The following is a 14,003-nucleotide window of genomic DNA, read 5'->3' as shown; positions in this document are numbered from 1 at the left end:
GCTCCCAGGGTCACCGCACCCCCGGAGGCCACGCGGCGGAGCCGCGGAGTGGCGCAGCGGGAAGGGGCGGGGTCAGGTCGTGCGGGCCCGGGCCTCGAAGCCCCGCATCCGATCGAGCACCCCCTCCGCACTGGGCCGCAGCACCTCGTCGACGATCCGCCCGTCGGCGAGAAAGACGACCCGGTCCGCATACGACGCCGCACCCGGGTCGTGCGTCACCATCACCACCGTCTGCCCCAACTCCCGTACGGATTCCCGCAGAAACCCCAGCACCTCCGCCCCCGCCCGGGAGTCGAGGTTGCCCGTCGGCTCGTCGCCGAAGACGATCGCGGGCCGCGACGCGAGCGCCCGCGCCACGGCCACGCGCTGCTGCTGCCCGCCGGAGAGCTGCGCGGGCCGGTGGCCGAGCCGGTCGGCCAGCCCCACCATGGAGACGACCCGGTCGAGCCACTCCTGGTCGGGCTTGCGGCCCGCGATGTCCAGGGGCAGCGTGATGTTCTCCAGGGCGGTCAGCGTGGGCAGCAGGTTGAACGCCTGGAAGATGAAGCCGACGCGGTCCCGGCGCAGCTCGGTGAGCCGCCGGTCGTCCAGCGAGCTCAGCTCGGTGGTGCCGATGCGCACCGACCCGGAACTGGCCGAGTCGAGCCCGGCCGCGCAGTGCATCAAGGTGGACTTGCCGCACCCGGAGGGCCCCATGATCGCGGTGAACTCGCCTTCCCGGAACCCGATGCTGACCCGGTCGAGCGCGACGACCCGGGTGTCCCCGCCGCCGTACACCTTGCTGAGGTCGGTGGTCGCCGCCGCGAGACCGGGGTCGGGGTAGACGGCCTGTGCCGTAAGGGAGTTGACGGTCACGGGAGTGGCTCCACTTCGAGTGCGGGGTTCGGCTGCGGAACAGGGCGAACGGTCACTTCGAAGGGTGTCCGGCCCGTGTATCGGGACCGGGGCACGTATGTATCGGCGTACGCGCCACTGTGCGGCGATCGTGCGACAGCCGCGACAGCCGCGACAGCCGCGACAGCCGCGACAGCCGCGACGCCGAGGCCGGCCGGGCACGGGAGCCGAAGCGTGGCCGGGCCGGGCGTGGCCGGGCCGGGCGCCGTCAGGCCGAGCCTGGCTAAGGCCGAGCCTGGCTTATGCCGAGCCTGGCTGAAGCCGCAGCGTGGCGACGGCTCCGCCCTCCGGCCCCGGGGCATTGCACAGGCGCAGCTCGGCGCCGAGGACGCGGGCCTGGCCGAACGCGATGGTGAGGCCGAGCCCGTGGCCCGCCCCGCGTTCCCGCGCCCCGGTGTGGAAGCGGCGCGGCCCGTCGCGGAGCAGGTCCGCCGGGAAGCCGGGCCCGTGGTCGCGTACGACGACCGTACGGCCGTCGACGGTGACCTCGACGGGAGCGCCGCCGTGCCGATGGGCGTTGACGACGAGGTTGCCGACGACGCGCTCCAGGCGCCGCGGGTCGGTCTCGACGCTCTGCCGGCTCTCCACGACCACCACCGCGGTGTCGAGCCCGGTGCGGGCGACGGCCTCGCGGACGACGGCGCCGAGCGGCACCGGAACCGGTGCGGGGCGTTCGGCCCCGGCGTCGAGCCGGGAGATCTCCAGGAGGTCCTCGACGAGCCCGCGCAGATCGCGCACCCGGCCCCGGATCAGGTCCTCGGTCTCGCCGTCCGGCAGCAGGTCGACGGCCGCGAGCAACCCCCCTACGGGGGTGCGGAGTTCATGGGCGACGTCGGCGGTGAACCGGCGCTCGTCGCGCAGCCGTCGGCCGAGGCTGTCGGCCATGAGGTCGACGGCGACGGCGATGTCGGCCACCTCGTCGCGGCCCGGGGTGGGCCCGGTCCGCGCGTCGAGGTCTCCGGCGGAGATGCGTACGGCGGTCTCGGAGACCCGCCGCAGCCGACGCCCGACGAGCCCGGCCCCGTACACCGCGAGGGGCACGGCGGCCGCGACGGAGGCGAGCGAGGCGACGGCCATGGTGACGTCGAGCCGGCGCAGATCGTAGAGCTCGGGGCTCATGTTGACCTCGACGGCGAGGACGGCACTGCCCGGCCCGTCGACCCGCTGGGCGGCCCAGTAGGCGGGCCCGGAGTTGCCGTCGACGTGCCCGTCGTAGGCGGTGTGCCGGTTTCCGTCGGCGGGGTGGCGCAGCGAGGCGGGGAGGTCGGGCGGGTCGAGCCGGGCGCCGTCGGCGAGGGTGCCGGTGCGGTGGTAGGTGTCCATGGCCGAGTACACGGCGTTGAACGCGCGGGCCTCGGCGCGGTCGCGGATGTCGTGCGCGGTCCAGAGGTGGACGAGCACGCCGACGGCCAGCGCGACGAGGCAGGCGGTGGCCGCGGCGAGCGCGGCGATCTTCCAGCGCAGGGAGGTGAGGGCGACGGCGGGCCGGCCCGGGGAGGCACCCTGCTTCGGACGAGGGCGGGGGCGCGCGGGCTTCCTGCGGGGGCGCACGGACGTCATCGCCGGAACTTGTAGCCGAACCCGCGGACCGTCTCGATCCGGTCCCGCCCCAGCTTCTTGCGCAGCCGCTGCACACACAGGTCGACGACCCGGCTGTCCCCGTCCCACCCGTACTCCCAGACCTCCCGCAGCAGGGTGTGCCGTTCCAGGACGACACCGGGGTGCGCCGCGAACTCCAGGAGCAGCTTCAGCTCGGTGGGGGTGAGCGCGACGGGCGCCCCGGAGATGAACACCTCAAGCCCCGCGGTGTCGATGGAGAGCTCCCCGAAAACGAGCAACTCACCTTCAGAGCCGCCCTGTTGGGGTTCGTGCGGCGTCGGCGGCGCGTACGTGGCCCGCCGCAGCAGGGACCGGATACGAGCGACCAGTACGAAGGTGTCGACGGGCTTGACGACATAGTCGTCGGCCCCCGCCTCAAGCCCGGCGACGACATCGAGCCCGTCGCCCCGGGCGGACATCATCAGGACCGGCACGAGACTGCTCTCCCGCACCCGCCGGCACAGCCCGATCCCGTCGAGCCCCGGCAGCATCACATCGAGGATCAGCAGGTCGAAGACCCCGGCCCGGAACGCCTCAAGCCCCGCGAGCCCGTCGGCGGCGGCCTCGACCTCGTACCCGTACCGCCCCAGCGCCACGGCGAAGGCCCGCCGCATCAGCTCGTCGTCCTCGACCAACAGCACACGAACGGCCCCCGCGTCGGCCGGGACGGGGCTGGGCGAGGACACGGCGGCTCCTGTTCGAGAACGAGCCCCACCCGTGCAACTCGGTCATATCTGTACGCAGCGGGCGACTCGGCGGATCGAAAGGAACGATACGACAGCCCCCGCGCCCCGCGACCGCCCGCGGCCCGGTCGGGGCGATCCGATGGGGATCCGACGGGGAAAGGAGCGGTGCCGGATGCGGGGGCGATACGGGATGGATACAAACGGGGCGGGACGGGCCGGTCGGGCCGTCCGGCGGCTCAGGTCCGGGTGAGCCAGAACAGGCCGCCGAGCAGGGCGTACAGGACGGGCACGGCCGTGCCGCCCACCCCGGGGGCCTTCTTGCGCAGGGCGAACCAGCCGTGTGCGAGCAGGACCGCCGCCACGCCGACGGCGTACAGGATCCAGCCCGGGGCGGTGCTGTGGCGTACCAGGTGGAACGCGATCCAGGCGGCCAGCACCGGCATGATGACGGCGCCCCAGATGGTGTCGGCGTGCTTCTGGTCCGGTGTCTTGTCCATGGTCCATTCCTTGATACCGGGCGGTGAACTCGGCTTGCTGGTGCGGGAGTCGGCGCGGGGGCTAGGACTTCGCGAGCTTCGGGGACTTCGCGGACCTCGCCGGGGGCGCCTGCGTCCGTCGCCGCCGGCGCACGAGGTACGCCAGCACCGCGCACACCCCGGCCGGCAGGGTCACGAGCACGGTCCACCAGGGGACGCCGAGCCAGACCGACGCGAGCCCGACGACCACTCCGACACCGGCGTTGGCGCAGACGAGCCACCTGCCGTACGGCTCCCACACGAAGGGCGCGCAGGCGGCCGGCCGGACCAGGCGGACCGCGCCGAACGCCAGGGACTGGGCCGCGAACAGTGCGGCGACGACGCCCACGGCGATGTTCGCCTGGAGCTCGTCGCGGGGCGCGGCGGAGGTGTTCTGGCGGACGCCGTTCCTGCTCAGTACGACGATGTCACGGCGCCAGTCGGTCGCGGTGACCTCGTCGCCACGGTGCAGTTCGTCGAAGAGCGGCCCGGAGTCGCCGAACCACACGGACCCCTGCCAGGAGCCGTCGTCCTCGGCCTTGAGGGACACCCGGTAGGACGTGGTCTTCCCGCGGTGCACGGCCTCGGTCTCGGTGACGGTGAAGTGCCAGGTGACGAGGCAGTCCTTCGCGGCCACCTCCGCCGCCGTCGCCCCCACGGCGCACGGCTCGGCCGCGCGGTAGTCCTCGTACCGTGCCTGTTCGCCCGGCGCCCACACCGTGAACGCCAGGCAGCTCAGTACCGCCCACACCCCGGCCAGGACGGCCAGCCCCGCGCCCATGAGCCGGATCCGCCCCAGCGCCGCCGGCCGGGACTCCCGCTCCCGGCCCGCTGTGGCCCATGCCCGCTCCGCCATCGCGGCCCCTCCGCTGACCTGCGTTTGTCGCTTCCAGTCTAGGTCAGAGGGTCGATCTGCCTCGGTCCGCCTGCCTCAGAGGTGCATCATCGACATCACCTCGCCGCTCCGCACCCCGGTCGACACGGAGGGGATCTGCTGGCCGGGCCGGATCCAGCCGGCGCGCTCGGCGGCCGCGACGGCGCCCTTCTCCGCCTCGTCCGCCTCGGCATTCAGCTCGCCGTCCGCGCCCAGGCGCCCGGCCCCCGCTGCCGCGGATGCGGCGAGCGAGGCCTTGAGCGCGGCCTCGCAGGCGGCGACGGACGGTTCGGTGTCGCCGTCGATGAGCCGGCCCATCCGGGAGGCCTGCGCGGCGGAAGCGGCCGCGTTCCTGGCGCAGCGGGAGTCCGCGGCCGGGTCGGGAGCGCTCTCGGAGATCACGGCCAGCGCCTGAGCGGCGACGCGGGCAGCGTGTGCGGACTTCCAGACGGCTTCGGCGTGGGCCGCGGAGCCTTCCGACGCCTCTGCTGAGCCGCGCTGTTCGACGTAGTGGCTGAGGGCGGCCGCGCGAGCCGCGGCGCTCTCGGCCCGCGCGGCGTGGCTCTGCCTGAGGACTGCCGCCCCGGTCGGCCGCTCTTCCTGGTCGCGTTCGCTCATCGGCTTCTCCCTGTCTGCCGGCACGACGGTGCGCGCCCTGCGCGTGCCGCCCTCCACGACGCCGTGTCGAGCCGTGGAGGACAGATATGCGGGGCAGGGTGGCATGTAACGGCGTAACAGACCAGAGCGCGAGCTACGGGAAGAGCCCCAACGCGGCGTCCACCGACCAGACTTGCCACGCCACACCCAGGAGTGCCACCAGGGAGATCAGGGCCATCATCAGGTTCTGCCCCTGCTCGGCCACGTCGTGGATCATCAGCACGAGGTAGACGAGGCTGAGGACGAGTCCGCAGATCAAGGCGACCGGCGTCAGGAAGCCCACGGTCAGGCCGAGACCCAGCGCCAGCTCGGCGTAGGCGACGACGTACGCCATGGCGACCGGTCTCGGCCTCACCACGACGTCGAAACCCGAGCGCACGACGGTCCAGCGGTGCTTCTCGGCGATGCCGGCGGCCCAGCGGATGCCGCCGCCCGCGAACCAGTCCTTCTTGTCCTTGTGGCGCCAGCTCTCCAGCCACCAGAGCCCGAGCCCGATCCGGAGCACGGCGAACCACTCGGCTCCGCTGAGCCACAACGTCTGCATACGGCGCCCCTCCGACTGGAACTGACGGTACGTCAGTTCAGCGCAGCGGCCGTCGGCCGCGCAAGGGGGTGGATGTGAAGGAACGCTTGCCGTCGCCGGAGGGAGCCCATACGCTCGAATCTGATGGATCGTCAGATTCGATAGCCGGAGGGTTCGGCAGGCAGCAGGGGGTAGGGCGTGGTCAGCAGCGAGAGCGGCAGCAGGGAGATCCCCCGGGTCATCAGCGTGGACGACCACGTGATCGAGCCCGCGCACCTCTTCGAGACGTGGCTCCCGGGCAAGTACCGCGACCGGGGCCCGAAGCCTTTCACCGCCGGTATCGGCGAGCTGGCCTACATCGGGGGCAAGTACAGGTTCACGACGGATCCGGAGGGCCAGATCACCGACTGGTGGGACTACGAGGGCCAGATCTTCCCGTACAAGCGCATCATCGCGGCCGTCGGCTTCTCCCGCGACGAGATGACGCTGGACGGGATCACGCGTGAGCAGATGCGGCGGGGCTGCTGGGATCCCAAGGCCCGCCTGGCGGACATGGACCTCAACCACGTCGAGGCCTCCCTCTGCTTTCCCACCTTCCCCCGGTTCTGCGGGCAGACCTTCGCCGAGGCCAAGGACAAGGAGGTCGCCCTTGCCTGCGTGCGGGCGTACAACGACTGGATGGTCGAGGAGTGGTGCGGGGACAGCGGTGGCAGGCTCATACCGCTGTGCCTGATCCCGTTGTGGGACATCGGCCTGGCCGTCGCGGAGATCAAGCGGAACGCGGCCCGCGGGGTGCGCGCGGTGACGTTCTCCGAGATCCCCACGTACCTGGGGCTTCCGTCGATCCACTCCGGCTACTGGGACCCGTTCTTCGCGGCCTGCGAGGAGACCGGAACCGTGGTGAACATGCACATCGGCTCGTCGTCGCAGATGCCGGCGGCGTCCCCGGACGCCCCGCCCGCCGTCCAGGCCTCGCTGAGCTTCAACAACGCGATGGCGTCGATGATGGACTTCCTGTTCTCCGGCGTCCTGGTCAAGTTCCCCCGGCTCAAACTCGCTTACAGCGAGGGGCAGATGGGGTGGATCCCGTACGCCCTGGAGCGTGCCGACGACGTGTGGGAGGAGCACCGCGCCTGGGGCGGTGTGAAGGACCTGATCCCCGAGCCGCCGTCCACGTACTACTACCGGCAGATCTTCTGCTGCTTCTTCCGCGACCGGCACGGCATCGAGGCCATCGAGACCGTGGGCGTGAACAACGCGACCTTCGAGACCGACTATCCGCACGTCGACTCGACCTGGCCGCACACGAAGCAGGTGGCCACCGAGCACGTGGGCGGGCTGTCGGAGGACGTCGCGTACAAACTCCTGCGCGGGAACGCCATTCGGATGCTGGACCTGCCCTTCGACCGGGACCGCGGGCTCGCCGCCGGGCGCTGATCGCGGCTGTCGTTCGTCCGTTGCGCCGGGGAGCCGTCCTCCCCGGCGTTATCGTTCGCCCGTCCCCTGACGGAGAGGCGATCGGATGAGCAACCCCATGTCGGAGGCCCTGACCACCCTGGGCCGCAGGTACATACGCGATGCGCCGGGCGCCCTGGGGAAGGCCGCGCTCGCCGCGAGATACCTCAACCCCCGGCTCGGCGAACAGCCGCGTCGACGGGTCACCGAGGACCGGTTCGGCGCCCGCTTCGCCGTCGACACGCAGGATCTCATCCAGCGGTACCTGTACCTGTTCGGAGTGTGGGAGCCGCACATGACGCACTGGCTGCGGCAGCGGCTGGAGCCCGGGGACACGTTCATCGACGTCGGCGCCAACGTCGGCGTCTTCTCCGTCCTCGGCTCCCGCCTGGTGGGCGGCGCGGGGCAGGTCGTGGCGATCGAGGCCTCGCCCGCCTTCCACCGCAGGCTGCTGCGGAACGCGGCCCTCAACCACTGCGACAACCTTCGCGCGATCAACACGGCCGTCTCGGACGGGCACCGGACGCTGACGTTCGTCCTCGCCGGCTCGCACAACATGGGTGCCAACTCGATCGTCCCGTACGACGGTCCGGCGGAGTCGACCTTCGAGATGGAGGCCGTGCCCCTGTCCGAGCTTCTGGAACCGGATGAGGTGGCCGGGGCACGCGTGATCAAGATCGACGTCGAGGGCGCGGAGGGCAGCGTCGTCCGGGGGCTCGCTCCCCTGCTGGACGACCTGCGGCAGGACGTGGAGATCGCCGTGGAGGTCACACCGGACCGGATGGCCCAACTCGGCGACTGCGTCCACGAGTTGTTGGCCATCATGCGCGAACACGGCTTCCACGCGTACCGGTTGCCGACCGAGTACTCGCCGGCCAGCTACCCACGGGCGATACGGCACCCCGCGGCTCCGGTCCGCTGGCGCCGGCCGATCGTGGGGGAGACGGAGCTGATCTTCTCGCGCGTCGATGCCGAGGCCCTGGTCCGGGCCTGAGCCTGGGCCCGGCCTGAGCCTGAGCTCCGGCCTCGGGCGCCACCCAGAAGTGGCCGTTCCGGGGCGTCGGTGACGACGGCGATACCCGCGGCTCGGCGCTCACCTCTCCCGACGGCGATCCCGTCAGGTCGACGCTCCCCTTTCCCCGGCCGTCCTGCCGTGTCCGCCCCGGGCGCCGGCGGGGTAGTGCCACTGGAAGTGGTCGAGGGCTCGCGCCCGGGCCGCCACGACGGCCATCCGGGCTTCGCGCTCGGCGGTGTCGACGTGCGCGGCCTGGCCGGTCGCCTGGCCCTCCCACTTCCGGTACAGGAGCCCGACTTCGGACGAGAACCAGCCGCGGGCAACGGCGTTCAGGGCCAGGAGCAGACCGGTGTCCTCCGAGGCGGGCAGTGCCATCCACCCGCCGAGCGCGAGAAGCAGGTCGCGGCGGACGAAGAGCGTCGCCGGATGGACCTGTGCCCGGTAGTCGTTGGCTGCCCAGTGGTCGACCACCGCCTGCCGCTCGATCGGGCCGGGCTCGGGGTCGCCCGGGAAGCCGGCCGTCGAACCGTCGGGCAGGAAGTCGAGCACGCGCGACGTGGCCCAGCCGAGGCTCGGGTCGGCTTCCAGGGCCGCCAGGTCGCGGGCCAGCGTGCCGGGGGAAAGCCGGTCGTCGGCGTCCAGGACCTTCACGTACTCGCCGTCGGCGTGGGCGAGCGCCATCATGCGCGCGACCCCGGGACCGCCGGGGCGGCCCTGCCGGAACGTGATCCGCTCGTCGTGGGGGACGTGCGGCGCGACCTGGTCCGTCCTGCCGTCCTCCTGGATCAGCCAGTGCCAGGTCCAGCCTTCCGGAAGCTCCTGCTCGCACAGCGACTTGTACGCGTCCGGCAGGAAGTGCGCCGACGGTGCGTGGACGGCGGTGACGACGATGATGCGCCGGTCCACGGCTCACCACCTTTCCAAGTGAGTCGATCGGCTCAGCATACGACTGCGCACGAGGCCGAGAGATCGTGCGAAGTCGGAGTGCCGCAGTGGCCGGCCGCACTCGACGCCCGCGCGGAACGCACGCGCAACTGCCGCCTCGGACGGCGTTCTTGGACGCTGTCGGTCGACCCGATACCCGAGTGCGCATCAGGTCCGGGCCGCCTTCTGGCGGACCGGATCCGATCCCTGTCCGCGCGGCTCCCGCTGCCGTGCATGACTTGCCGTGCATGACTTATTGCCGCCGTGCGGACCACTTTCACGGCGGCGCGGAATGCCCTCGTGGTGTCTCGCCGCAGCGGGTCCGGACACGTCTCCCACCAGCGACGACATGCAAGTGCCCGATCGCTGGCGACGGGGGATGCACCAGCGATCGGGCTGTTGGCAACATTAACAACGCCCTGCGTGCGGCGGGAATCTCCTACGGGACAGCAATAGCGGGTTGTGATCGAGATCACGTGCGGCTCTTACTGGTCGCAAGGAGGCGCATAGGACAGGCGCGGCAGATTTTCCTGCCACTTTTCCGGCGTCAGAACGCCCCGAGTCGATGAGCAGATACGGCTAATGGCCTCGTCGGCGTCCAAGTTCCACAGTCGGACGGTATCGCTGCCGCTCGACACCCCGAGCATGTGGCTGGTGGGGCTGAACGACAGGAAATTCCCCGTCTTGGCATTGGGGCTCATCGACTGTCCGATGGCCGCGGCCTCGGACGGCCGGGTGACGTTCCAGAGCCGGACCGCGTTGTCGTTGCCGCCGCTCGCCAAGGTGCGGCCGTCCTGGCTGAACGTCAGTGACACGACGGCTTCGGTATGACCCGTGAGCGGGGACCCCAACTGCGCCGGCGCAGCGGACCCCGTGACGTTCCAGAGCCGGACCGTGTCGTCGTCGCTGCCACTGGCCAGCGTATGGCCGTTCGGGCTGTAGGAGAGCGCGTTGACGGGCCCGAGATGCCCGGTGAGAGGCGCGCCGAGCCGGGAACCATGACGCGGGTCGGTCACGTTCCACAGTCGTACGGTGCCGTCCGCGCTGCCGCTGGCGAGCGTTCGGCCGTCCGGGCTGAATACGAGGGAATTGACGTAACCCCTGTGGCCGGAGAGGGGTGTGCCGAGCGGGAGATGCCGAGAGGGATTCCCGATGCTCCACAGCTGTATGGTGCGGTCGTCGTAGGCGGTGGCCAGGGTGTGCCCGTCCGGGCTGAACGCCAGCGCGCTGGGGCCGGAGAACCGGGTCTTCAGAGCGATGGGCGGCCCGTAGGGGGTCGGCCGTCCGGGGTCGAGGACGTTCCAGAGCTGTACGGTGCGGTTGCCCATCAGCACCGCGAGCGTACGGCCGTCGGGGGAGAACACCAGGGAACGCACATCACCGTCCCCGGACGTGAACGGTTCGCCCAGCGGTACGGGCTTGTCCGCGGTACCGACGTTCCACAGCCGAACCCTGCTGTCGCGGGCGGCCGTCGCGAGCACCTGCCCGTCCGGGCGGAACGATCCGATGCGGCCGATCATGTCCGACGCGGGTATCGACCACAGCCGGACCTTGCCGTCTCCGCTCCCGGTGGCGAGGGTCCGCCCATCGGGGCTGAAGCCCAAGGCGTACATCTCGCCGCTGCTTCCCGCGAGAGGCTCACCGACCTGCGACGGGTACGCCGGATCGCTGACGTTCCACAGGCTCGCCGTACTGTCCGCACTGGCGGCGCCGAGCTTGCTTCCGTCGGGGCTGAAGGCCACCGACCAGATGGGGCCGGTGTGGCCGGTGAGCGGTGAGCCGAGGGGGCTCGCGTGACGCGGGTCGCGCAGGTTCCAGAGCCGGATGGTGTCGTCGGCGCCACCGCTGGCCAGAGTGCGGCCGTCGGGGCTGAAGGCCACCGAGTGCACGGTGCCGGTGTGTCCGGTCAACGCGGCCCCGACAGAGGCCGGATGGCCGGGATCGGCCATGTCCCAGAGCCGGATGGAGCCGTCGTCGCCACCCGCTGCCAGCGTCCGCCCGTCGGGGCTGAACGCCACGGACCGTACCGCGGCCGTGTGCCCGGTCAGGTCGTCGAGCGCCTTCGGCCGGCTCGGGGCCGTCACGTCCCACAGGCGCACGCTGCCGTTCTCATTGGCGGATGCCAACGTGTGGCCGTCCGGGCTGAAGGCGACCAGGTAGACCGTGCCGCCAGGGCCGGGCAACGGCGCACCCAGCGGCCGCGGAAGGCCGGGATCCCGCACGTCCCACAGCCGGACCGTGCCGTCGTCCGAAGCGCTGGCGAGCGTGCTGCCGTCCGGGCTGAAGACCGCGCTGCTCACCCAGCTCGTGTGCGAGGTGAGCGGCTTGCCCAACGGTTGGGGGCGAGCCGGGTCCGACACGTCCCACAGCCGGACGGTCCGGTCGTAGCTGGCGGTGGCCAGGGTCCGCCCGTTCGGACTGAACGAGGTGAGGTAGACGGCTCCGGTGTGACCGAGGAGCGGCGTTGCCAGCGGAGCGTTCACCGTCGAGATCAGCCGATTGTTCGTGCCTTCGTCGTCGGGCCGCAAGTGGTGTGCCACCAGGGCGAGTTGAGCGGACAGCGAGGGATCCGAGTGCTGCGCCCGGTCGGCCTCGGCAAGCACCTGCTCGAACACGGCGTCGTCCCGTTGCTGCCGCGCGACCATCGCCGAACCGACGGCCAGCATCGCGAGGACGACCAGAGCCGCCACCGCACCCCGCATGAGCCAGACCGTGCGCTTGCGCAGTTTGACCGAGGCAGCAAGGAACTCCACCGCGGCCCGGGTCAGGAAGGGGTCACCCGCGGACTTCGCCCACGTCCGGGCCTGTTCCAGACGGGACCCCCGGTACAGCAGTGACGTATCGCGGCTCGACGCCTCCCAGGCCCTGCCGTCCTCCTCCAGCCGCTGGCGCAGCAGGTTGCCGGTCCGGTCCTCGTCGATCCAGTCGCGCAGGCGCGGCCAGGCGTGGAGCAGCGCCTCGTGGGTGATCTCCACGGTCTCCGCGTCGAGCGTCACCAATCGGGCGCGGACCAGGGCTTCGAGCGACTCCTCCGTCTTGTCGGAGTTGGTCGACTCCTCCGCCAACTGGCGGCGCGCCCCGCGCCGGCGAGTGGCCTGGGTGTCCTCGCCGAGCCGGACGAGCCGGAGGAGGAGCAGCCTCGCCGCGGTGCGCGCCGCCGGGTCGAGGCCCGTCCAGGCCCGCTCGGCGGTGGCCGCCACCGCTCCCTGGATCCCGCCCGCCGCGCGGTAGCCGGCCAGCGTCAGCCGTCCCGCCTTCCGCCGCTGCCAGGTGGCGAGCAGGGCGTGCGAGAGGAGCGGCAGCGCCCCCGCGTTGTTCGCGCCGCGGGGGCCGTCGGCGCTCACTTCCCGGACGATCAGCTCCGTGAGCCCGGGTTCGAGTTCCATACCCACGGCTTTGGCCGGGCCCGTCACCGCTTCGCGCAGTTCCGCGGTGGTCAGCGGCCCGAGCACCATGTGGCGGTGTTGCAGCGCGTCGGCCAGTTCCGGATACCCGAGACACTGCTCGAAGAAGTCGGCCCGTACGCCCAGGACCACGAGCGCGGGGGCGGGGGCGGGGGCGGGGGCGGGAGCGGGCTCATCCGACCGGGCGGGCTCGGACGGGGCGGGCTCGGACCGGGCGGGAGTGCACGCGGCGTGCAGGATCTGGATGAACGTGCGCTTGTCCGCCTCGTCGGAGCTGAGGGTGAACGTCTCCTCGAACTGGTCCACGATGACGACCGGAGGGGCGGAGGAGGGCGTCCCGCCGTGCGCCCACGCCGAGACCGCTTCCCGTACGGCGCGACCGAACCCCGGGGTCCCGGGCTCCGCCGCGGACGATTCCCTCGCCGCGTCCTTCGCGTCCTTCGCGTCCTTCGCGTGTTGCGCGTGCTTCACGTGCTCCGCGCGTTTCACGTGCTCCGCGCGCTTGGCGTGCTTCGCGGCGGAAACGACGGGCCCGAGCTCAGGGATCCGGCGGATCAGCTCCCCGAGCGGATCGGCTCCCGGCACGAGTTGGAGGACGCGCCTCTCGCCGCCGTCCTCGCCCCCCAGCGCGCCCTCTCGCAGCGTGGGCACGAGACCGGCGTTCAGAAGGGAGGACTTTCCCGCTCCCGAGGCGCCCACGAGCATGACGAGGCCGCCCGTCCTCTGCACGGCCCGGAGCTGCGCGACGAGGGATTCCGTGCTCCGCTCCCGGCCGAAGAACCACCGCGCGTCCTGTGGCCGGTACGAGGACAGCCCCAGGTAGGGACACACGCCACCCGGGACGCTCGTCGCTTCGGCCGGGGCCCCTTCCTTCTCCTCCGCGAGTGGCGCGGGACGGTCGGCGACGGGGTCGGCGATCGCGTGCTCCCACAGCTGCTGCCACTGGGCCACGTCGTACAGGCCCTCGGACACGGGCGTGGGCCTGGAGCGTCGGGCTTCGGGTATCAGGATGTGCAGCACCACGGCGAGAGCGGCGAACTGGGCCGGCACGTTCCTGGCCCGTCGCCAGTCGCTGATCCGCTGGGCGGACACCCGCACCGGTCGCCCGCGCTCGTCCACCCGCTGAAGGCGGACGACGGACTCGGCGACGCGTTTGAGCGGAGGGTCGCCTGCCTCCTTGTACAGCAGCGCGAGGCGTTCCGCGAAGGCCGTGCGTGCCCCTGAGTCGGGACTCAAGGTCTCCTCTCCTCACTTCCCCCGTGCGTGGGCGTCCGGACCGGAAAACTCACCCTATACGTCTGACCTGCGGTGATGTCGTGATCCGGAGGACGGATACTCATCGGCGAGAGCCATAGGTGACAGGATCTCCACGTAGTCGCACACCAACCGGGCGTTGCCCTTCGGGGCAGCGAGAACAGCGCTCGGACGGACAGCTCATGATGCCGCATCTTCCTGTG

At 71.7% G+C, this 14,003-nt stretch carries 11 protein-coding genes; 2 read left to right on the top strand and 9 right to left on the bottom strand.

The features are described 5' to 3' along the window. Positions 1-72: 72 nt before the first annotated feature. The 7 genes from ACFYNP_RS01065 to ACFYNP_RS01035 form a co-directional block, all read right to left on the bottom strand. Entirely contained in the window at positions 73-855 is a 783-nt protein-coding gene (locus ACFYNP_RS01065) for an ABC transporter ATP-binding protein (protein ID WP_388781435.1), read from the bottom strand. Positions 856-1,134: 279 nt separating this feature from the next. Further along, a complete protein-coding gene (locus ACFYNP_RS01060; protein ID WP_388781432.1) occupies positions 1,135-2,454 on the bottom strand; it encodes a sensor histidine kinase in 1,320 nt (439 codons plus the stop codon). Next, complete coding sequence (cseB, locus tag ACFYNP_RS01055) at positions 2,451-3,179, bottom strand: two-component system response regulator CseB (protein ID WP_388781429.1); 729 nt, start codon at positions 3,177-3,179, stop codon at positions 2,451-2,453. Before cseB ends, ACFYNP_RS01060 begins: the two co-directional genes overlap by 4 nt. 236 nt (positions 3,180-3,415) lie before the next feature. Beyond that, positions 3,416-3,676, bottom strand: coding sequence for a hypothetical protein (locus ACFYNP_RS01050; protein WP_388781427.1), 261 nt, complete (start codon positions 3,674-3,676; stop codon positions 3,416-3,418). Positions 3,677-3,737: 61 nt separating this feature from the next. Then, entirely contained in the window at positions 3,738-4,550 is an 813-nt protein-coding gene (locus tag ACFYNP_RS01045) for a hypothetical protein (protein WP_388781424.1), read from the bottom strand. A gap of 75 nt (positions 4,551-4,625) precedes the next feature. Continuing rightward, positions 4,626-5,186, bottom strand: coding sequence for a hypothetical protein (locus tag ACFYNP_RS01040; RefSeq protein ID WP_388781422.1), 561 nt, complete (start codon positions 5,184-5,186; stop codon positions 4,626-4,628). 133 nt (positions 5,187-5,319) lie between these two features. After that, positions 5,320-5,769: a DoxX family protein gene (locus ACFYNP_RS01035; RefSeq protein WP_388414827.1), complete on the bottom strand. Its 450-nt coding sequence runs from the start codon at positions 5,767-5,769 to the stop codon at positions 5,320-5,322. Positions 5,770-5,946: 177 nt separating this feature from the next. Between ACFYNP_RS01035 and ACFYNP_RS01030 the strand changes: the two genes are divergently transcribed. Then, positions 5,947-7,185, top strand: a complete 1,239-nt coding sequence (locus ACFYNP_RS01030) for an amidohydrolase family protein (protein WP_388781419.1) — start codon at positions 5,947-5,949, stop codon at positions 7,183-7,185. An 85-nt stretch (positions 7,186-7,270) separates the two neighbouring features. Continuing rightward, complete coding sequence (locus ACFYNP_RS01025; RefSeq protein ID WP_388781416.1) at positions 7,271-8,197, top strand: FkbM family methyltransferase; 927 nt, start codon at positions 7,271-7,273, stop codon at positions 8,195-8,197. A gap of 123 nt (positions 8,198-8,320) precedes the next feature. Here the strand turns inward: ACFYNP_RS01025 and ACFYNP_RS01020 are convergent, their stop codons facing one another. Together ACFYNP_RS01020 and ACFYNP_RS01015 are read right to left on the bottom strand one after the other, a co-directional pair. Further along, positions 8,321-9,124, bottom strand: coding sequence for a glycosyltransferase family 2 protein (locus ACFYNP_RS01020; RefSeq protein WP_388781413.1), 804 nt, complete (start codon positions 9,122-9,124; stop codon positions 8,321-8,323). Between the two features lie 503 nt (positions 9,125-9,627). After that, positions 9,628-13,782, bottom strand: coding sequence for an AAA family ATPase (locus tag ACFYNP_RS01015; RefSeq protein ID WP_388781410.1), 4,155 nt, complete (start codon positions 13,780-13,782; stop codon positions 9,628-9,630). Positions 13,783-14,003: the final 221 nt, after the last annotated feature.

This window comes from Streptomyces sp. NPDC006691 (assembly GCF_042869955.1).
Taxonomy (GTDB): domain Bacteria; phylum Actinomycetota; class Actinomycetes; order Streptomycetales; family Streptomycetaceae; genus Streptomyces.
This window is presented reverse-complemented; position numbering and strand designations above follow the sequence as displayed.

Coding starts and splice junctions, on each gene's coding strand:
- ACFYNP_RS01040 (WP_388781422.1), bottom strand. CDS start 5,186: ATGAGCGAACGCGACCAGGAAGAGCGGCCGACCGGGGCGGCAGTCCTC.
- ACFYNP_RS01025 (WP_388781416.1), top strand. CDS start 7,271: ATGAGCAACCCCATGTCGGAGGCCCTGACCACCCTGGGCCGCAGGTAC.
- ACFYNP_RS01050 (WP_388781427.1), bottom strand. CDS start 3,676: ATGGACAAGACACCGGACCAGAAGCACGCCGACACCATCTGGGGCGCC.
- ACFYNP_RS01045 (WP_388781424.1), bottom strand. CDS start 4,550: ATGGCGGAGCGGGCATGGGCCACAGCGGGCCGGGAGCGGGAGTCCCGG.
- ACFYNP_RS01035 (WP_388414827.1), bottom strand. CDS start 5,769: ATGCAGACGTTGTGGCTCAGCGGAGCCGAGTGGTTCGCCGTGCTCCGG.
- ACFYNP_RS01060 (WP_388781432.1), bottom strand. CDS start 2,454: ATGACGTCCGTGCGCCCCCGCAGGAAGCCCGCGCGCCCCCGCCCTCGT.